Annotated in this window: 18 protein-coding genes; 1 reads left to right on the top strand and 17 read right to left on the bottom strand. The window is 67.2% G+C overall.

The annotated features are described in order from the left end of the window. Positions 1-274 precede the first annotated feature (274 nt). From OCEPR_RS12190 to OCEPR_RS02510, 17 genes are all read right to left on the bottom strand, one after another. The gene (locus OCEPR_RS12190) at positions 275-877 is read right to left on the bottom strand and encodes a TetR/AcrR family transcriptional regulator (protein ID WP_013457147.1); all 603 of its coding nucleotides are present in this window, start codon (positions 875-877) and stop codon (positions 275-277) included. 73 nt (positions 878-950) lie between these two features. Further along, positions 951-1,286, bottom strand: coding sequence for an SPW repeat protein (locus OCEPR_RS02580; protein WP_013457146.1), 336 nt, complete (start codon positions 1,284-1,286; stop codon positions 951-953). A 38-nt stretch (positions 1,287-1,324) separates the two neighbouring features. Then, on the bottom strand, positions 1,325-1,558 hold the full coding sequence (locus OCEPR_RS02575; protein WP_013457145.1) for a hypothetical protein: 234 nt from the start codon (positions 1,556-1,558) through the stop codon (positions 1,325-1,327). Between the two features lie 98 nt (positions 1,559-1,656). Next, positions 1,657-1,791, bottom strand: a complete 135-nt coding sequence (locus tag OCEPR_RS13215) for a M20/M25/M40 family metallo-hydrolase (RefSeq protein WP_148229316.1) — start codon at positions 1,789-1,791, stop codon at positions 1,657-1,659. Between the two features lie 254 nt (positions 1,792-2,045). Beyond that, positions 2,046-2,705, bottom strand: coding sequence for a hypothetical protein (locus tag OCEPR_RS12755; RefSeq protein WP_148229254.1), 660 nt, complete (start codon positions 2,703-2,705; stop codon positions 2,046-2,048). A gap of 613 nt (positions 2,706-3,318) precedes the next feature. Then, complete coding sequence (locus tag OCEPR_RS02565) at positions 3,319-3,669, bottom strand: hypothetical protein (RefSeq protein WP_148229253.1); 351 nt, start codon at positions 3,667-3,669, stop codon at positions 3,319-3,321. Positions 3,670-4,500: 831 nt separating this feature from the next. Next, complete coding sequence (locus tag OCEPR_RS02560) at positions 4,501-5,625, bottom strand: M20 family metallopeptidase (protein WP_013457144.1); 1,125 nt, start codon at positions 5,623-5,625, stop codon at positions 4,501-4,503. A 1-nt stretch (position 5,626) separates the two neighbouring features. After that, positions 5,627-6,460, bottom strand: a complete 834-nt coding sequence (locus tag OCEPR_RS02555) for an ABC transporter permease (RefSeq protein ID WP_013457143.1) — start codon at positions 6,458-6,460, stop codon at positions 5,627-5,629. Then, a complete protein-coding gene (locus tag OCEPR_RS02550; RefSeq protein WP_013457142.1) occupies positions 6,453-7,370 on the bottom strand; it encodes an ABC transporter permease in 918 nt (305 codons plus the stop codon). The genes OCEPR_RS02555 and OCEPR_RS02550 overlap by 8 nt, the downstream gene beginning before the upstream one ends. 60 nt (positions 7,371-7,430) lie before the next feature. Further along, entirely contained in the window at positions 7,431-9,011 is a 1,581-nt protein-coding gene (locus OCEPR_RS02545) for an ABC transporter substrate-binding protein (protein WP_013457141.1), read from the bottom strand. Between the two features lie 116 nt (positions 9,012-9,127). After that, on the bottom strand, positions 9,128-10,636 hold the full coding sequence (locus OCEPR_RS02540; RefSeq protein ID WP_013457140.1) for a carboxypeptidase M32: 1,509 nt from the start codon (positions 10,634-10,636) through the stop codon (positions 9,128-9,130). A 4-nt stretch (positions 10,637-10,640) separates the two neighbouring features. After that, entirely contained in the window at positions 10,641-11,420 is a 780-nt protein-coding gene (locus OCEPR_RS02535; RefSeq protein ID WP_013457139.1) for a carbohydrate kinase family protein, read from the bottom strand. Between the two features lie 57 nt (positions 11,421-11,477). Further along, a complete protein-coding gene (locus OCEPR_RS02530) occupies positions 11,478-13,823 on the bottom strand; it encodes a glycoside hydrolase family 31 protein (protein ID WP_013457138.1) in 2,346 nt (781 codons plus the stop codon). Then, on the bottom strand, positions 13,811-14,722 hold the full coding sequence (locus OCEPR_RS02525) for a PfkB family carbohydrate kinase (protein WP_013457137.1): 912 nt from the start codon (positions 14,720-14,722) through the stop codon (positions 13,811-13,813). The genes OCEPR_RS02530 and OCEPR_RS02525 overlap by 13 nt, the downstream gene beginning before the upstream one ends. After that, entirely contained in the window at positions 14,719-15,558 is an 840-nt protein-coding gene (locus OCEPR_RS02520) for a carbohydrate ABC transporter permease (RefSeq protein WP_013457136.1), read from the bottom strand. The genes OCEPR_RS02525 and OCEPR_RS02520 overlap by 4 nt, the downstream gene beginning before the upstream one ends. 8 nt (positions 15,559-15,566) lie before the next feature. Further along, complete coding sequence (locus tag OCEPR_RS02515; protein ID WP_013457135.1) at positions 15,567-16,457, bottom strand: carbohydrate ABC transporter permease; 891 nt, start codon at positions 16,455-16,457, stop codon at positions 15,567-15,569. 52 nt (positions 16,458-16,509) lie between these two features. Continuing rightward, positions 16,510-17,784: an ABC transporter substrate-binding protein gene (locus OCEPR_RS02510; protein WP_013457134.1), complete on the bottom strand. Its 1,275-nt coding sequence runs from the start codon at positions 17,782-17,784 to the stop codon at positions 16,510-16,512. 146 nt (positions 17,785-17,930) lie between these two features. Here OCEPR_RS02510 and OCEPR_RS02505 point away from each other — a divergent pair, with 146 nt between their 5' ends. Beyond that, on the top strand, positions 17,931-18,875 hold the full coding sequence (locus OCEPR_RS02505) for a PP2C family protein-serine/threonine phosphatase (RefSeq protein ID WP_013457133.1): 945 nt from the start codon (positions 17,931-17,933) through the stop codon (positions 18,873-18,875). The last annotated feature ends 1 nt before the right edge of the window (position 18,876 follow it).

Here is an 18,876-nt window from a genome sequence, read left to right as displayed (position 1 = left end):
AGGAAACCACGCCAACGACCAACCCGGCCCGTTTGATCGAACCGGCCCTAGCCAAGGTCGCCAGCAAGTGGCGGCCATCCTACCCAAGCCCGTCCGCGTAGCGCTGGGCGTGTCGCTGAGGGACAGGATGGATTTTTCCATCGAGAACGGCGCCGAATCCGTTTAGCCAGGGAGCGGGGGCTGCTGGGGGATAGTGAGTGGATCCTACCCCGGCGCTTTCAGCCAAGAACCGGCCGCGGCACCCGCCGCGGCCGGTTCCCCGTGCCGTGCGTCTCTAGGAACGCGCGGCCGGTTCGCGCACGGTGAGCAGGTCCTGCGTCGTCGCCCAGACTGCCTCGGGGGTGTTCCACTCGGGCAGGTCGGCCAGCGGGGGGTGCAGCACCGCCTGAACCAGGCCCACGACCGCAGCGGCCAGTTCGTGCGCCTCCAAGTCCGCCCGGACGCGGCCCTGGGCCTGCGCGGCGCGGATGCGCTCGTTCAGCCTTTCCCAGGCGCGAAGAAAGGCGCGGTGCACGTCGTCCTGAGCTTCCTCGGGCAGGGCGACGAGAAAGCCGTCCGAGAACAGCAGGCGCACCTCGGGGTCTTCCTTGAGGATGCGCACCCGGCCCATGACAAAGGCTTCGATCCACGCCCAGGGCGGCAGGTCGTCCGGGGGCGTGGCCCGCTCGAGCCGGTCCAGCAGCTCGTCGGCCATCGCCCGCAGGATCGCGGCCTTCGAGGGGAAGTGGCGGAAGAGCGCACCCGGCGTCACGCCGATCTTGCGCGCGATCTTTTCCGTGCGCAGGGAAGAAATACCGTACCTGCGGCAGAGCTCGAGCCCCGCCTGCACGATCTGCTTCCGGCGTTCGGAGGTGGGGAGCCGCATCGCCTTGCGCATCGTCGTCCTCCTCGCCATCCTACCAACCGTACGAGGGGAGGGGCCCAGCCCCTCCCCTCGCCTTCCCTCGCCCCTAGGTCGACGTCTTCATGGTGGGGCTGTAGGCGGCCCAGAGCGCGACCACAAAGATGGCCACGGCCAGGATCCACATGTTCCACGCGGCCGAGCCCAGGGAAGTGTACTTGACGAACCAGGGCGTGAAGAACCCGATCAAGGCCGCCAGGGCGTTGACCCAGTCTTCCCAGACGCCGCGGTCGGAAAGCGCCCACACGGCCAGGATGAGCACCACGCCACCGATGATCCAAGCGCTCCAGGCCGCGCCCGCGTTACCCGTAAACCCGAAGATCCAGGGCGAGAGGAAGAGCCAGCCGCCGAGTACCACGTTCACCCACTCCAGCGTGTTCTTCATGACCTTCACCTCCTCGTTCGTCTTAAGTATATAACTACTTACTTACATATGTCAAGCAGGCGGGTTCGCCGGCGGATCAAAGAACCCGCGCGGTATCCGCGAAGCGGCTTGCGCACGCCGTCGTCTTCGCGCGGCGCGCCGGTCTTCTGCTCAGCACCGAACCGCCGGGTGCCCTCCAGCCCTTTCGCGAGCGCCGGGCGAACCGCAAGGCAGACCACGAGGTCGACGGACAGGACGACCGGCAGCACCGGCAGCCCAATCAACGCGTCCATCACGCCGCTCGAAAAATCGATGTTGACGAACCCCCACAACCCAGGCTGGGCAGTGCTTCACCCTACCCAGAGCAGCCCTTGTGCCGAAGAAGAGGCCGTCAAAGCCGGGGCGGCGCCTCCCGCACCAGCGCCGCGAAGTAGCGGGTTCCGGCCAGGAGCTGCTCGACCTCGATGTACTCGTGCTCGGTGTGGGCCAGTGTGGGGTCGCCGGGGCCGAAGCCGACCGTGGGAATGTCGCAACACCTCTAGAATCGGCTTGCCTAGAAGTACGTCGCGGCCTGCGGAGACACGACCTTGATGAATGCTGCTTCGCTGATAGGCCCAAAGGCGATACGCCTGCTTGCCAACTGCATTTAAGTCGGTACCCAGCGGGACCGCCGCGCCCCGGACATCCAGGAACGCGGCGGTCATGAGCGCGCCCAACCAGCTCCCTTTGTTACAACCATTCGACCAGAGCCACAGTTCGGCGCATGAAAATTAAGGGGTTTCACAAAAGCTCGCGCAACAACTCCCGCAAATCCGCCAAGGTCAAGGGCCTAGGCCCGTCCAATATCCACTGCCACGACGTCGCCGGAGGTTGGTCCGTGTGGGTGTAGACGGCCACCTCCAGCCCGGCTTCGTCGAGCCAACAGATTTTTTCGAGGCGCTGTCCAGCAACGGTTTGGTGGATCACGACAGGGTGAACCCGGTAGCCGGCCACCTGCTGCGGCGCAAGCACCCTGGCCGCTACTTCGTACGCCTCACGCCTGAGTAAACCCTGCTCGCCGTAGCTGAGCACCTCTCCTGACGCTTCGACCTCCTGCCCTGCTTCGACCCGCAGGGGCCATCGAGGAAGCGGGGGCTCGTACACCACTCGCGTAGGGGCCGCTTGCACGCGCGCCTTCTCGGGAACGGCGGTTGACGCCGTCCGGCGCAGGCTTTCCGTAACCCTCCACCAGCCATTATTCGGCACGAGTTGCTCTGTATAGCCCATTGCCAAAAGGCCGCCTTCCCCACCATCCTCCGGCCGGATGGACCCCCTAAGGGAAATGATCCGCCCCGCCCCCTCCAGACCTGATTCAAGCAAGAGCCGCTTGGAGCGTACTTGTGCAAACGCTTCAAACAGAATCTTGTAGTGGTGCTTCCACGCTACGCTGACCACCGACATCGCTCCACCCCCTTTGCTAACCAAGAGCCGTGCGAGACAGACGGGGCCGGTTCACGACGCGCGATGTGAAGGCGCGAATTGGCAAAGCAAAGGGCAGGCCATTGGCAACATTAGGCCCCCAAACAGTCGGCGGCCTTGGTGCAGGCATCATCGCCCCGAACGCCCCTTGGTGGTTCTATTCTTGGGCGCGAATCCAAGTATGTCAAGTTTCAATACGAGTAAGGGTTGCGTGGCTTTCTTTGGTTGCAGCTACTGGACTACCCGCGCTCCCTGGCTTGACCAACGACCTCGAGTATAGGGGGCCTGTCGCGCCAGTGCGGCGTAGAAACTCGCCCCGGCCCGCAGCTGCTCAACCTCGATCTACTAGCGTTCGGTTTGGGCTAAGGTGGGGTCGCCGGGGCCGGTGCCAACGGTGAGCTGGCCGGCGGCGTGGGTGTTGCAGTCGTTGGCGGTGAAGATGCAGCCGTAACCTCTGCTCAGATAGAACCCCGCTGCCAGAAGTACCTATGACGTCGATTTGGACCGGGTGGCGGGTGCGCAGTCCATAGAGCCACCATAAGCGGAACCGAGCCGCTCGCTAGCCGAACATGCAGGCTTGGTAGCGCAGCGGGAATTAACGCCGGAGCGCTTTGTACGCATAGAGCGCCCCCCATATCCCCGCCAATTCAATGATGTAGATCACGGTAGCAAAAAAGAAAGAAACATTATAAAAGAAAATGTAATTGACAACCAACCACAGGATGGATAGATAAAATCCCCCCTTAGCCAAGCCTCGGTTATACTTGCAGCTTGATGAGCCTACCAGCGTCATTCCAACGACCACAGCGTACAACTCTATGGGTATGTCGGGAGGAATCCGCATAAGGATCTTGAACCAATACACCATCAACACCAAGAAGCTCAACTCCAGTGCATCGTACAGATCCGAGCCTGTATCGTGTGATTGAGTTCTTTCTTCGTCCACGTATATCACCTACGGTATTCTGTCTAAAATTAATAATACACCGCGGGGCCGAAGTAACCTTCCCTACGGGTTTCGCACCGTTGGTAAAAGGTGTTCCACTCGTCCCATTCGTGGTAGTAATGAGGCTTGTAGCCAATTTGCCCATCGTAATCTCGCACGCCGTATGGATGTGTTACAATTTCGCCACAACTGAGATAGGACCCTCCGCCAACTAAGCCGACCCTGATTGCCTCCTTCAACTTGGTGATCGCTGCCTTAACCGAATTGTTAATTACAGTTGATTCTACGATTCCATCTACAAGAGCACCGACTTCCCACCAATATACGTAAGAGCGTCCCCAGACACGACTTAGCACAATGCTTTGTGCAACCTAGAATACGCACGACGTGTTATGCATGATATTCTTTCTAAGTATGATCATATATTTGGGCCGACTGTCCAGTCGGCCCATGGTAGGGATCTGTTCTACTCTATCCGATTACGAACAAAAAGACGCATTCACGCGTTTAATCATCAGAGCGCCCACTGCGATTGCGCTCTGCCCCCAGTGCAAGCCGCACGGCAACGTATACCACCACACCAATCGGCAAGGCGGCCATTATCAACCAGAAGAACGCCGCTACAAGCCCTACCAAAACCTCCAATGGGCTTCCTGTTAGGTCTACATTCATAGCTACCCCTATCCTACCGGAACACGTCTGTAGTCGCTTTTAGCAGCCGTTATTGCTCACGAAGCACTTACAGGGTATATCTTAATACAACCATGCGTGAAAGATTATGTCCTTTGTATTCTGTTCAAATGTTAGGGTTTTAGTTCGCGGCTCTGACTGTCAGAGGTGTGGCGACTGCTGGACCAGCACCTTGTAGTAACGGGTACCGGCCAGGAGCTGCTCGACTTCGATGTACTCGTGCTCGGTGTGGGCCAGGGTGGGGTCGCCGGGGCCGAAACCGACCGTGGGCAGGCCGGCGGCGTGGGTGTAGCGGCCGTCGGTGGCGAAAGCCCAGAGGCCGGGGCGGGGGCCGGGACCGAGGACGCGCCGGCGCACCGCTTCCATCTGCCGCACCAGCGGATGGTCGGGGTCGGTGCGCACACCGGGGGTGTTCTCCAGTTCGCCGTGCTCCCACAGCGGCGGCACCTCGATTTCGACCTTCATGCCCCGGGTCAGCTGCGCGAGCAACGCGCGCATCTCCTCCGGAGTCTCCCCCGTCGTGCGCCAGTCGAGGATCAGCGTCACCTTCCCGGGCGTCCGGTTGGCGCTAGTGGTGTCGGCGCGCAGGATCGTGGGGGTGATCGACGAGGCCCCCAGCACGGGGTCGCGGTGCCGCTGCGCCACGGCCAGGCGCTCGAGGAAGCGGGCCAGGGCAAAACTGGGGTTGTCGGCGCTGCGCGAAAGGGCGGCGTGGTGGGGGCTCCCTTCGAACACGAGGCGCACCCGGGCCACCCCGCGGTGGCCGTAGATCACCTGCAGGGTCGAGGGCTCAGCGATCACCGCCGCGGCCACCCGGTCCTTCAGCTCGGGCACCAGCCCCGCTGCGCCGGCCCCGCCCAGCTCTTCCTGAACCGTGCTGGCCACCCAGACGTCGCGCGGCGGCGGGCCGGCCGCGCGCGCCGCGGCCGCGCCGTAGACGGTGGCGGCGAGCGGACCCTTGATGTCCACCGCACCGCGGCCCCAGAGCCGCCCCGCTTCGTCGACGTGACCCGAAAAGGGCGGATGGGGCCAGTTGGCCTCGTCGCCGACGTCCACGTGGTCGAGGTGGGTGAGCAGCAGCCAGCCGGGGCCCTCCTCCCGGCCGCGGATGCGGCCGACGGCGTTGCCGGCGGCGTCCACGTAGGCCTCGTCGTAGCCAAGGGCCTGCATCTCGGCCACGACCAGCGCGGCCAGCTCGGCCTCGCCCTTCGAAGGGCTGGGTGTTTGCACCAGACGGCGGGTGAAGTCCACGACGGGTTCGTACACGTCAGGTCGCCCTTCTGCGCGGGTCGAAGGCGTCGCGCATCCAGTCGCCGATCAGGTTGGTGGCCAGCACCAGCGTGGCGAGCACCAACCCGGGCAGCACGGTGGTCCACCAGACGCCCGAGTAGATGTAGTCGAGGCCGCGCTGGATCATCAGCCCGATCGCCGGGGTCTCGATGGAGACACCCACGCCCAGGAACGAGAGGGTGGCTTCGAGCAGGATCACCCGCGGCACGTCCACCGACATCTGCACCAGGATGACCGAGAGCACGTTGGGCAGGATGTGGCGGAACATGATGCGGCCGCGGCTCATCCCCAGCGCCTCGGCCGCGAGCACGTACTCGCGCTCCTTTTCGCTGAGGACCGCCCCCCGCACCAGCCGGGCGTAGTTGGCCCAGCCCACCACTCCGATAACGAGGATCAGCTTGAGCACGCTGCCGCCGCCGGTGAGCGCCAGCACCACGAGCGCCACCAGGAAGGTGGGCACAGCCAGCTGGATGTCCGCCAGCCGCATGATCAGCTCGCCCAGGCGGCCTCCGGCGTAGCCGGCGAGCAGCCCCAGCGGGGTGCCGATGGCCACGCTGAGGAGCACCGCCGCGAACCCCACGGCCAGGCTGACCCGCAGCCCGAAGAGCAGGATCGAGAGCACGTCGCGCCCCTGCTCGTCGGTGCCCAGCGGGTAGGCCGGCTCGCCGCCCGGCACCCAGGCCGGGGGCATCTGCGAGATCATCAGGTCGCCCTGCATGGGGTCGTGGGGCGCCAGGTAGGGGGCGAAGACGGCGGCCAGCACGAAGGCCAGCAGCACGAAGATGGGGAACCAGGGCAGCTTCTTAGGCATAGCGAACCCTCGGATCGATGATCGCGTAGAAGAGGTCGACGATCAGGTTGACGACCGCGAAGAGCACCGCGACGACGATGATGAAGGCGATGATCACCGGCCGGTCGTCGGAGTAGAGGGCGTCGAGCGCCAGGCGGTTCATGCCGGGGATGGCGAAGATCTTCTCGGTCACGACCGCGCCCGCCATCAGGTGGCCGAACTGCAGCCCGGCGACGGTGATGAAGGGAATAAGGGCGTTGCGCAGGGCGTGCTTGTAGACCACCACGCGCTCGGCCAGCCCCTTGGCCCGGGCGGTGCGGATGAAGTCCTGGTTCAGCACGTCAAGCATCGTCGAGCGCACCATGCGCAAGAAGAGGGCGATGCGGTAGAGCGAGAGGGTGAAGGCGGGCATCAGGTAGTGCTTCCAGCTGGAAAGCCCCGACGAGGGCAGCCAGCCCAGGTTGACCGAGAAGATGAGGATCAGCATGATGCCGATCCAGAAGGTGGGCGCCGAGATGCCCAGCACCGAGAGAAAGCGGAGCGTGCGGTCGGTGAGGGTGTCGGCGCGAATGGCCGCGCCCACCCCCATGGGCAGACCGAGGAAGACCGCGATCAAGAGCGCCGCGAGGACCAGTTTGAGCGTGGTGGGGAATCGCTGCAGGATCAGCCGCAGCGCCGGCTCGCCCGAGAGGAAGGAGATGCCCAGGTCCCCCTGGGCGAGGTGCCCCATGAAGCGCAGGTACTGAACGTAGACGGGCCGGTCCAGGCCGTAGGCCTTGCGCAGCTCCTCGACCTGGGCCGCGCTCATGTCCGGCGGCGCGAGGTTCTCCATCGGGTCGCCGGTGAGCTGCAACCCCAGGAAGATGAGGGTGGCGACGACGAAGACGGCGAAGACGGTTTGTGCGGTGCGAACGAACAGATAACGCAGCATGGAAGGGGGCCGCCCATGAACCCGGCGGCCGGGCCCCACCGGGGCCCGGCCGCGAGGGGGCTATTGCTTCTTGGCCTCGAAAGCGTGCAGGTACTCATCGGGCCGCGGCGAGAACTCGATGCCCTTCGCCACGCCGGCGATCACGTTTTCGTAGTGCAGCGGAATGTAGGCCACGTCCTGCACCATAGCGATCTCCATGGCCTGCTGCAGGAGCGCGTCACGCTCGGTGGGGTCGAAGGTGCTGGCCGCCTTCTCGATCAGCGCGTCGACCTCGGGGTTGTGGTAGCGCTGGCGGTTGAAGCGGCCGTAAAGGCCCTCGGCGTCCTTGGAGTGGAACATCGAGAGCATGGTGTTGATCGAGTCCATCGAGCCCCAACCGGCGATGTAGAGGGTGAAGTGCCCCTTGGTCATGTTGGGGAAGAAGACCTTCTTGGGCACCGCGTTCACTTCGGCCTTGATACCGATCTTGCGCAGCATGCTGGCCATGGCCTGGGCGATCTGGGCGTCGTTGAGGTAGCGGTCGTTGGGGGCGTCGATGCGCAGCTCGAAGGGGACGCGTTTGCCGTCCTTGGTGGGCAGCTCGAGCCAGCCGTCGCCGTCCTTGTCGCCGTAGCCCAGATCCTCGAGGATCTTGCGCGCGCCCTCGGGATCGTAGGGGAAGCGCTTGATCTTGGGCGAGTAGCCCTCGTGCACCGGGGCCAGGAACTGCTGGGCCACGGTCGCCGCCCCGCCCATGATCTTCTTGACGATGGCTTCCTCGTCGATCGCCATGTAGACGGCCTTGCGCGCAGCGGGATCGAGGAAGGGGTTCTTAGCGCCTTCGGGCAGCCCCTCGGAGCCGTACTCGCGCCAGTAGTCCATGGCCACGTAGATGATGCGCACGCCCGGGGTCTGCTTGACGGTGGCGCGGCCCGATTTTTCTACGCGGGCGAAGTCCTGCGGCAGCACCTTCTCGGCGATGTCGATCTCACCCGAGAGCAGGCCGGCCACGCGGGTCGCCCCCTGAGGGATGTTCTTGAGCACCACCTTGGCGAAGTCGGGCTTCGGGCCCCAGTAGTCCTCGAAACGCTCGAGGGTCAGGTGGTCGGCGTTGAGCCAGTCCACGAACTTGTAGGGGCCGGTGCCGATGGGGTGCTTCTGGAACCCCTCCTCCCCGACCTTCTCCATGTAGGCCTTGGGAATCACCGCGGCGTGGTCCAGGTGCGCGGGAAGGAGCGGATCGGGCACCTTGGTCTTGATCTCCACGGTGAGCTCGTCCAGCGCCCGGGCCGAGACGACCTTGCCCACGTAGGCCTTCATCTGCGACTTGGGGTGGGTGGCCGCCCGCATGATCGAGTAGGCCACGTCCTCGGCGGTCATCGGGGTGCCGTCGTGGAACTTGACGCCGCTGCGCACCTTGAGGATCCAGGTGTTGGGGTCCGTGTTCTCGATCGAGGTGGCGAGCACCGGCACCACCTTGCCCTCACGGTCGTAGAAGAAGGGGGTTTCGAAGATGTGGTGCTGCCAGGCGAGGGTGGTGGTCTCGTTGCGCAGGTGCGGGTCGAGGGTCACGGCCCCGCCCTGGTAGGCCACCACGAGCTGGTCTCCGCCCGCAAATGCGAGCGCGAACACGAATGCTAGTGCGATCCCAATACGTTTCATACACCGACCTCCCGTTCTCGTTTCCGCCGCCACCGGCGGCGTGGTTAGGGCTTCGCCTTACAGCTTAACGTACCGCCGGCGCGTCCGGGTGGACTCGTTTCGAGCTGGCCCGCTCCTTAGAGCTCGTAGAGCGCTCCGAAACGATCGTTCAGGTAACGAACCAGCGCGTCGGTGGACGGCGCCGCACCCGTCGCCCGCTCGACGAGCTGCCGCGGCGGGAAGCGCCGGCCGTGCCGGTGGACGCGGTCCCGCAGCCACTCGAGCAGCGGGGCGAACGCCCCGCGGGCGAAGGCTTCCTCCAGATCGCCCAGGTCGCGCCGCGCCGCTTCGAAGAGCTGGGCGGCGTAGACGTTGCCCAGGGTGTAACTGGGGAAGTAGCCGAACATGCCGCCCGACCAGTGCACGTCCTGCATCACCCCGTCCTTGAAGTTCGGCGGGGTGACGCCGAGGTAGTCACGGTACTTGGCGTTCCAGGCCTCGGGCAGGTCGTCCACCTCGAGCTCCCCCCGGAAGAGCGCCAGCTCGAGCTCGAAACGGATCAGGATGTGCAGGTTGTAGGTCACCTCGTCGGCCTCGACCCGGATCAGGCTGGGCCGCACGGCGTTGACCACGCGGTGGAAGTCCTCGAGGCCCACGTCCGCCAGCGCCGCGAAGCGGGGTTGCAGCTTCGGGTAGTAGAAGCGCCAGAAGCCCAGGCTGCGACCCACCAGGTTCTCCCACATCCGCGACTGGGACTCGTGTACGCCCATGCTGACCGCCTGGCCCATGGGGGTGCCCCAGTGCTCCGCGGGAAGCCCCTGCTCGTACATGGCGTGCCCCGCCTCGTGCACGCTGCCGAAGAAGGCGGCATTGAAGTAGTCGGGGTAGTAGCGGGTGGTGATGCGCACGTCGCCGGGCCCGACGGAAAGCTCGAAGGGGTGGGCCGTGGGGTCGATGCGCCCCCCCTCGAGGTCGTAACCCAGGAGGCCGGTGACCTCGTAGGCGACCGCCCGCTGGACTTCCACGGGGAAGTTGCGGTGGAGCACCTCGACCGGAGGCCGGACCTCCGAGCCGCGGATGCGCTCGAGCAAGGCACGCGTCGCCCGCCCCAGCTCCGCGAACATGGTCTGCAGCCGCGCGGCGCGCTCGCCCGGCTCGTAATCCTCGAGCAGCGCGTCGTAGGGCTCGGTCTCGTACCCCACGGCCTCGGCGTATTCGCGTTGCAGGTCGAGGACCCGCTTGAGGTAGGGCTGGAACCCGGCCCAGTCGTCGGCCTCGCGCAGCGACTCCCAGGCGCTCTCGCCCTCGCTCTGGGCCTGGGCCAGGGCGACGGCCAGGTCGTCGGGCACGCGCACGGCGCGTTCGTAGTCGCGCCGCCACTCGCGCACGTTCGCAGCCTCGGGGCTCTCGGGGTCGGCGACCAGGTCGCTGCCCTCGATGGCGTCCAGCCACTCGCCGATGCGGGGATCGGTTCGCCGCTTGTGCAGCAGGCGCGCCAGCGCCGCGAACTGTCGGGCGCGGTGGGCGTGCCCCTTTTGGGGAATGTAGGTGCGCTGGTCCCAACCGGCCAGCGCCCCCAGACTCTGGTAGTAGGCGGTGTCGATCTGGAAGGTTCGCAGGGCTTCGTAGGCTTGTTCGGGTTTCACGGTATCACGCGTCCTTTTCCTTGGGCCGGAGGGCTTCGTCGCCGCCTTCGAGCGCCGCCGCGAGGGCCGCCTCCGGCTCCCGTCCGCGGCTGACCCCCGCAAGGAAGCGGCCGTAGGCCTCGTCCGGGTGGAGCCCGGCGGGCAGGGCCCGGTCCTGCTCGTCGAAGAGGGTCATCCGCCGCACCTTGCCGGGCGCGAAGAGCAACACGGTGTTCGCCCACTGGAAGAGCTCGCCGGGGCGCAGCTGCAAGGCCTCCAGCGCCTCGGCGTCGACCTTCATGTACGCCAGCGGCAGGAAAGGCCTGAGCACCTCCTCGAGGTCGGCGCGCAACGCCCAGCGGGCGCTCCGTAGGTCCAGGCTGAGGGCCAGCCCCTGGTGCAGCCCTTCGCGGAAGACTTCGGCGGCGGTGGTGCGCGCCGGGTCCATGCCGAAGGCCCAGGCGCCGGCGTGGAGCACCCGCCCGCCTTCGAAGAAGCTCTCGGAAGGCGGCTCCAGGTGCGCGTCCGCGGCCCGGTAAGCCACGGGCGGGTCGCCCCCGATCCAAAGGCTGGTGGGGCGCTCGCCGTCTTCCTGCAGCGCCCATTCCAGTTCGTGGTTCTGTCCGATGCGCCGGATGCTGCGTCCGTATCCGTCGCGCCCCACGCGCCCCAAGAAACGCGTGCGCGCGCCGGCGGCGCGCGCGGCCAGGGCCTGGCGCAGCAGCGGCCCGCCCAGCGCCACCTCCAGGCAGGCCTCTCCGGAGTTCGTCAGCTCTGCGTAGAGTTCACCAAACACCAGCAGCATCTCGCCCTCGCCTTCGTGCGGGCTCGGCCCGTACCTAAAGACTACGACGCGGGCGGGCTACCACTCCACCCAGGCCTCCCCGGCCTGCAGCTCCACGCGGAAGCGGCCGTCCTCGTACTCGAACGGGGCGCTGGCGCGCCGGGGTTCGTCCGCCCCCACCAGCTCGAGCCAGGCGCGCCCGTCGGTCACGGGCTCCTGGGTCACGAGCAGCCGCGAGCCGTCGTAGCGCCCGGTCAGGCGCACCCGCAGCCCCGCGCCGTCGCCCTCGCCTTCGTCCAGGTAGGCCGCGCCGAGCACGTGCGCCGCTGGCGCCACCCGCCAGATGAGCGGGTCCCAGTGCGCCTGCGCGGGCGGCTCGGGAACACTGAGCGGCAGCGCGCTGCCCACCCGCTGCCACAGGGGGATGCGGTCCAGCGGCGCCTCGGCCACCACCCACGCCGGTCCCGCCTGCTCGGCTCCGGTCCAGAAGTCGCGCCAACCGCCCTCGGGAAGGTAGACGAGGCGGCGGCGCGCCCCGGGCTGCAGGACGGGCGCCGCCAGCAGGTCGGGCCCCAGCAGGAACTGGTCGTGGACGGCCGCGGCCTCGGGGTCGTTCGGAAAGTGGTAGAAGAGCGGGCGCATCAGCGGCTGCCCCGTGCGCACGGCCTCCTCGGCCAGGGTGTAGAGGTAGGGCAGGAGGCGGTAGCGGAAACGGATGGCCTCGCGCACGTGGCCCAGCCAGGGCTCGCCGAAGGCCCAGGGCTCCTGGCGGCGGCTCGTCTTGGCCGAGTGGTTGCGCATGAAGGGGTAGAAGGCCCCGAGCCAGGTCCAGCGGGCCAGCAGCTCGCCGTCGGCGTCGCCGCGGAAGCCGCCGATGTCGGCCCCGCAGAAGGCGACGCCCGAAAGCCCCAGGTTGAGCAGCATGGGCACGCTCATGGCCATGTGCTCCCAGTAGCTGCCGTTGTCGCCGGTCCATACCCAGGCGTAGTGCTGGATGCCCGAAAAACCCGAACGGGTGAGGACGAAGGGGCGCCGCCCCTCGCGCAGGTGCGCAAGCCCCTCATGGGTGGCCCGGCTCATCAGCAGGCCGTAGAGGTTGTGCACCTCGGCGTGCAGCCGCTCGCCATGCCGGGCGTCGGAGGGCAGCGTCTTGCCGATGCCGAAGACCTCGTCGCCCTCGACCGCGAAGGCGGCGGGCTCGTTCATGTCGTTCCAGATGCCGGCGACGCCGGCCTCGACGAGCGGCCGGTGCTGCTCGCCCCACCAGCGGCGCACCTCGGGCCGGGAAAAGTCGGGCCAGACCGCCGGCTTGGGCCAAACCTCGCCCACCAGCTCCTCCTCGCGGCGGTTCTTCACGAAGGCGTCGAGCTTTCTTCCGCTCTCGTAGACGGAATAGCCCGCTTCCTTCTTGACGCCCGGGTCGACGATGGTCACGACCCGCACGCCCTTTTCGGCCAGCTCGCGCACCAGCCGCGGCGGGTCCGGGAAGCGGTGGGGCGAGAAGGTGAAGACCTTGTAGCCGTCCATGTAGTCGATGTCGAGCCAGAGCGCGCTCAGGGGAATCTCGTGGCGCTCGAACTTCCGGACGACCTCGCGCACCGAATCTTCGTCGGGATAGCTCCAGCGGCACTGGTGGTAGCCGAGCGCCCACAAGGGCGGCAGGCCGGGCCGGCCCACCAGCGCGGTGAAGCGCTCGAGCACCGCCGCCGGCTCGGGACCCGGCACCAGCCAGAGGTCGAAGGTGGGCCCCTCCACCGCGATGCGGCTGCGGCCGGGCTCGCGAAAGGCCAGGTCGAAGGCGCTCTTCCAGCTCTCGTCGAGGAAGAGCCCCCGGGCCTGCCCCTCGTCGAAGGCGATCAGGAAGGGGTGGGCCTGGTAGAGGGGGTCGTCCTTCGGCTGCTGCTCGAAGGCGTCGGCGGTCCAGTTGAGCCAGCGCCGCCCCTTCTTGTCGAGGAAACCGGTGCGCTCGCCCAGGCCGAAGTAGCGCCGGCCGTCGCGCTCCTGCAGGTGCAGCGCGTAACCCCCGCCCAAAGCGTGGCCGTCTTCGGTCTCGCGCACCGCCCCCACGCCCGCCACCGCCTCGGCCACGGCGGCGGCGTCGGTGGTCCAGGTGGGCAGCTCGTCGACCTGGAGGTCCGCCAGGGCGAGCCCCGCCCAGTCCAACCCGAAGGGCGCGAGGCGCAGGTGCAGCTCGGCCGCGCCCGCGCGCAGGCGCAGGCCCGCGGCCTCGGGCTCCGCCTCGATGGGCACGGCCTCGGGCCGCCGGACGACCCAGCTACCCTTCCCGGCGTCGCGGGACCGGTGCCAGACCAACAGCCGCCAGTAACCCCCCGCGTAGGCCTCGAGCCGCGCCTGCGACTGCGCCCCCTCCAGCCAGAGCACGCCGTCTTCCAACCGGTAGCCGTCGAAGTTCACGCTCCGCATACCTCGCCCCCTCTCGCTTCCAGCTCCTTACGTGTCGGCGGGTCGGCCCCGACGCGCTCGAGCGTCAGCCCCGCCACCCGGCAGGCGAAGACCAAGGCCGCAGTGAGCCCCGCCCGGTCCAGCGGCGCGCCGCCGAAGACCCCGGCGGCCTCCGCCCAGGCGAGGAGGCCCGCGGTGAAGGCGTCGCCGGCGCCCACCGTGTCCACCACCCGCACCCGCGGGGGCGGTACGTGCACCTCGTGCGCTCCGCAAAACCCCACCGCGCCGCCCGCCCCCAGGGTGAGCACCACCCAGGGCACCGCCGCGCGCAGCCGCGCCAGGGCGGCGTCCCGGTCCTCGCCCGCGGCCAGCCAATCCAGGTCCGCGGCACTCAGCTTGACCAGGTCGAAGCGGTCCAGCCGTTCCCAGAAGACCCCGCGGAACGCCGCGGGCGTCAGGCCGGGACGAACGTTGGGATCGAAGCTCACGAAGGCGCCTTCCAGGCGCTCGAGCCACCCCCACACCTCGTCCGCCGCCGGCGGCAAGGCCGCCGCCAGCGAACCGGCGTGCACCGCGCGTACGCCCTCTCCGGCCTGCGGCCAGCCCGCGGCCTCGAACGCCGTGCCCCGCAGGTAGAAGCGGTAGCGCGCCTCTTCCGCCGCCCCCGCCTCCACCCGCGCGAGCGGCGTGGGGTCTTCGCTGAAGGGCCCGGCCGCCTCCACCCCGGCCGCACGCAATCGGTCTCGGATCCAGCGGCCCCAGCCGTCGCGGGAAAGCCCGCCGTAGAAACGGGCGGGAACGCCCAGCCGCCCCAGCCCCAGGGCCACGTTGGCCGGCGAGCCGCCGGCACGCGCCCGCCACAGCCCCGGCCGCTCGGCCGGCAGCAGGTCGACCAGCGCCTCGCCCAGAACCGCGATCATCCCTTGACCGCCCCCGCCGTCAGACCCGAGACCAGCCTTTGCTGGAAGACGAGCACCAGCACGATCAACGGCACGGTGACGATCACCGAAGCCGCCATGATCTGCGCCCAGGGCAGCTCGTACTGGCTGGCGCCGCTGAAAAAAGCGATGGCCACGGGAACAGTACGGGCGCTGTCGTCGACCGTGAAGGTCAGCGCGAAGAGGAACTCGTTCCACGCCCCGATGAACGCCAGCAGGCCCGCCGTGACCAAGCCGGGGGCCATCAACGGAAGCAACACCTTCCACAGCACCTGCCAGGGAGTGGCCCCATCAACGAAGGCCGACTCCTCCAGCTCGCGCGGGATGTCCCGCACGAAGCTCGTCAGCACCCAGATGGTGAACGGCAGGGTAAAGATCGTGTAGGAGAAGATCAGCGCCCACCAGGTGTTGTACAACCCCATCGACCGGACGAGGATGTACATTCCCCCGAGGACGCTTATCTGCGGAAACATCGAGACCGAGAGGATCGCGTAGAAGACCGTTCTCTTTCCCAAGAACCGGAAACGGCCCAGGGCGTAGGCGGCGGTGGAGCCGATGAAGAGCGAGAGCAGCGTGGTCACGCCGGCCACGACCGTGGAATTGAACAGGTTGCGGCCGAAGGGCTGCTGGGTGAAGACGTCGACGTAGTTGCGCCAGCGGGGGTGTTCGGGCCAGTACAGCACCGGGGTCGCGAAGAGCTCGGAAGGGCTCTTGAGCGAGCTGACCACGGCCCAGTAGAAGGGGAACATCATGTAGACGAAGATGACGAGGAGCAGGGCGTAGAAAAGGAACGTTACGATCGGCGATTTCCTTCCCATGCGGCACCTCAGTCCAGCTCCACCCGCAGGCTCACCAGGTAGGCCGCGGCGAAGAGGGCGATGATGAGGAAGATGCCCATGGACACGGCCGAGCCGTAACCGAGGGCGCCGAAGTCGACGAGCTGCTGCCGGGCGTAGACCGACATGCTCATGGTGGTGGGGTTGGTGCCGGTCATCACGTAGATCACGTCGAAGACGCGCAGGGCGTCGAGGGTGCGGAAGATGAGCGCCACCAGCAGCGCCGGCTTGAGCAGCGGCAGGGTGATGCGCCAGAACTGCTGCCAGGGGCTGGCCCCGTCCACGGTCGAGGCTTCGTAGAGCTCGCGCGGGATCGACTGCAACCCGGCAAGCAGCAAGAGCGCCATGAAGGGCGTCGTCTTCCAGACGTCCACGGCGATGATGCCGGAGAGCGCCAGGTGGGGGTCGGCCAGCCAGGCCAGCGGTTCGCTGATCAGGTGGGCGCGCATCAGAAGGTCGTTGACCACGCCGTAGACGTCGTTGTACATCCAGCGCCACATCTGGGCGCTAACCACGGTGGGGATCGCCCAGGGGACCAGCATCGCCGTGCGCATCAGGCCGCGCCCGGTGAAGTTGGCGTTCACGACCAGGGCGATGCCCAGGCCCAGGACGGTCTCGAGGGCGACGGAGACCACCGTGAAGACCGCGGTGTTCTTCAGGCTGATCCACCAGTAGGGGTCGGCGAGCAGGTAGCGGTAGTTTTCGAGCCCCACCCATTCGGGCTGCAGCGGAAACTGCAGGATGCTGACTTGATAGAAACTCAGTTGAAACGTCCGCCACAGGGGGTAGGCGGCCACCACGAGCAGCACCAGCAGGCTGGGCAGCAGGAAGAGCCAGGCGGTGCGGGTGCGGCGGGCGGCGAGTCGGCTGCGCTGGGCCACGACGGTCTCCAAGAAGGAGCCCCGCCGGCCGCGGCCGGCGGGGCCGAGGGGTCTACCAACCCTTGCCTTTGATGCGCTTGAGCTGCTGTTCGAGCATCCGCAGCGAGGTGGCCGCGTCGATCTGCCCGACGAGCACGTTGTGCACCGCGGTCCAGAAGGCGCTCGAGACCTGGTTGTACTTCTGCTTGGTCTGGGCGCTGGGGCGCGGCACCGCGTTCACGAAGACGTCGTAGAGCCGCCCCATGAACGGCATCGCGGTCAAGACGTCATTGTCCTTGTAGAGCGCGGGGCGCGTGGGCAGGTAGCTGCCCTCGATGGCGCGGCGCTTCTGCTCGTCGTATCCGGTCAGGTAGACGATCAGGTCCACGGCTTCCTTGGGGTGCTTGCTGAAGCGCGAGACCGCCAGCTGCCAACCGCCCAGCGTGGCCGCGTGCTGGCCGTTGGGCCCGCCCTTGGGCAGCACGGTGACGTCGAACTTGCCTTTGATGGGGCTGTCGGCGCTGTTGCCCAGCGAGTAGGCGTAGGGCCAGTTGCGCATGAAGGCGGCGTTGCCGGCCTGCCAGACGCCGCGGGCCTCCTCCTCCTGGTAGCTGGTCACGCCCGGGGGCGCGATCGTGCCCACCCAGCGGGCCGCGGTGTCGATGGCCTTGGCCGCGTTCGGGTTGTTGACGGTGATGTTTCCGTCCTTGTCGACGATCGTGCCGCCGCGGTAGGAGAAGATCCACTCGAGCGCGTCGCAGGTCAGCCCCTCGTAGGCCTTGCCCTGGAAAACGAAGCCCCAGAAGCTGCCGTTGCCGGCCTTGCGCTCGCCGGCCTGGATCTTGGCGGCCATCTGTTCCAGCTCCTCCCAGGTGGTGGGCGGCGCGGAGTAGCCGTACTTGGCGAGCAGGTCGGTGCGGTAGTAGAGCAGCCCCGCGTCGGTGAACCAGGGCAGCCCCACCAGGCGGCCGTCCACGGTGTTGGCCGCGACGATGCGCGGGAAGAACTCTTTCACGAGGTCCGGGGAGACGTATTCGCGCAGGTCGATGAAGAAGTCCGCGAGGATCCCCGGCCAGATGACGTCGATCATGTACACGTCGACATCGGACGACCCCGCAGCGAGCTGTTGTTGGTACAGGGCCAGCCGGTCGGTCGTCGACTTCGGCGAGGGCAGCACCTTGACCGAATTGCCGGTCTTCGCGGCCCAGGCTTCGGCGCCGCTCTTGCAGAAGTCGTACCCCTTGCCTACCGCGCCGCAGGAGACGGTGATCGTCACCCCCTGCGCGCTGGTAACGCTTCCAAACAGCACCAACAGCAACACGTAAGCGAGCAACCTGATAGCTTTCATTCGCCACCTCCGTGATTGTTACTGCGGCCCCAATTATACAAATTCGAAGGCGTTGATAAGGTAACGTTCCAACATTTTGTACTCCGACCAAGCACCGTGGTTGAAATCGAATACGTAGCCGCTCCTCGTTGGCGTATAATTTCGCTATGTCCGGCCCCTCCGAAGCGCCCGCGGTCGAGGCTTCCGCGCTGACCCATCCGGGGCGAAAACGCACCACCAACCAGGATGCGGTGGGCCAGAAGCTGACCGATCGCGGAGGGGTCTTCGTCGTGGCCGACGGCATGGGCGGGCACCGGACGGGCGAGTTGGCCTCCAAGCTGGCCGTCAAGAACATCCTCGAAGTCACCGAGGAGGACACCCCCTCCCCCACCCTGCTGCTCGAAGCCTTCGAAGAGGCCAACGACGCGATCTACATGGCGGGGCAGCGCCCCGAGTCGCGCGGCATGGGCACCACGGCCACCGCGCTGGCGCTGGACCTGCCCTACGCGCTCATCGCCCACGTGGGGGACTCGCGGGCCTACCTGCTGCGCGACGGGGTGCTCACCCAGCTGACCCAGGACCACTCCTGGGTGGCCGAGCGGCTGCGCCAGGGCCTGCTCACCCCCACCGAAGCCCGCAACCACCGCTGGCGCAACGTCATCACCAACGCCCTGGGGTCGTTTCCCGAGGCGCGGGTGGACCTGATCGGCCTCAAGGTGCAGCCCGGCGACCGTTTCCTGATCTGCAGCGACGGGCTCTCGGGGGTCCTCGAGGACGCGGTGCTCCAGGAGGTGCTCGAGTCCATGCCCCCCGACGCCGCCGCCGAACGGCTGGTGAAGCTCGCCAACGAGTGGGGCGGACCCGACAACATCTCCGTCGTCGCCGTGGTCGTGCACCGCATCCCCGAGGACCGCGCGCCCCCGCCCTGGGCCCTCCCGCTCGAGGGCGGCGAACCCGTCGTGCTCGCCATGGGGCAGGAAGACGAAAGCGTGCACACCCAGGTGATCGAGCCCGGGCGGCCGCGCAGCTTCTGGCACCGCTGGCGCGACCTCATCTTCCTGATCGTCTATGTGGCGCTGTTGCTCTTCGTTCTGCTGTTTAATAACAGGTAGG

It is taken from the genome of Oceanithermus profundus DSM 14977, from assembly GCF_000183745.1.
Taxonomy (GTDB): Bacteria; Deinococcota; Deinococci; order Deinococcales; family Marinithermaceae; genus Oceanithermus; species Oceanithermus profundus.
This window is presented reverse-complemented; position numbering and strand designations above follow the sequence as displayed.

Coding starts and splice junctions, on each gene's coding strand:
- OCEPR_RS02575 (WP_013457145.1), bottom strand. CDS start 1,558: ATGGACGCGTTGATTGGGCTGCCGGTGCTGCCGGTCGTCCTGTCCGTC.
- OCEPR_RS02505 (WP_013457133.1), top strand. CDS start 17,931: ATGTCCGGCCCCTCCGAAGCGCCCGCGGTCGAGGCTTCCGCGCTGACC.
- OCEPR_RS12190 (WP_013457147.1), bottom strand. CDS start 877: ATGCGCAAGGCGATGCGGCTCCCCACCTCCGAACGCCGGAAGCAGATC.
- OCEPR_RS02530 (WP_013457138.1), bottom strand. CDS start 13,823: ATGCGGAGCGTGAACTTCGACGGCTACCGGTTGGAAGACGGCGTGCTC.
- OCEPR_RS02555 (WP_013457143.1), bottom strand. CDS start 6,460: ATGCCTAAGAAGCTGCCCTGGTTCCCCATCTTCGTGCTGCTGGCCTTC.
- OCEPR_RS02535 (WP_013457139.1), bottom strand. CDS start 11,420: ATGCTGCTGGTGTTTGGTGAACTCTACGCAGAGCTGACGAACTCCGGA.
- OCEPR_RS02510 (WP_013457134.1), bottom strand. CDS start 17,784: ATGAAAGCTATCAGGTTGCTCGCTTACGTGTTGCTGTTGGTGCTGTTT.
- OCEPR_RS02580 (WP_013457146.1), bottom strand. CDS start 1,286: ATGAAGAACACGCTGGAGTGGGTGAACGTGGTACTCGGCGGCTGGCTC.
- OCEPR_RS02520 (WP_013457136.1), bottom strand. CDS start 15,558: ATGGGAAGGAAATCGCCGATCGTAACGTTCCTTTTCTACGCCCTGCTC.
- OCEPR_RS02550 (WP_013457142.1), bottom strand. CDS start 7,370: ATGCTGCGTTATCTGTTCGTTCGCACCGCACAAACCGTCTTCGCCGTC.
- OCEPR_RS02545 (WP_013457141.1), bottom strand. CDS start 9,011: ATGAAACGTATTGGGATCGCACTAGCATTCGTGTTCGCGCTCGCATTT.
- OCEPR_RS02525 (WP_013457137.1), bottom strand. CDS start 14,722: ATGATCGCGGTTCTGGGCGAGGCGCTGGTCGACCTGCTGCCGGCCGAG.
- OCEPR_RS12755 (WP_148229254.1), bottom strand. CDS start 2,705: ATGTCGGTGGTCAGCGTAGCGTGGAAGCACCACTACAAGATTCTGTTT.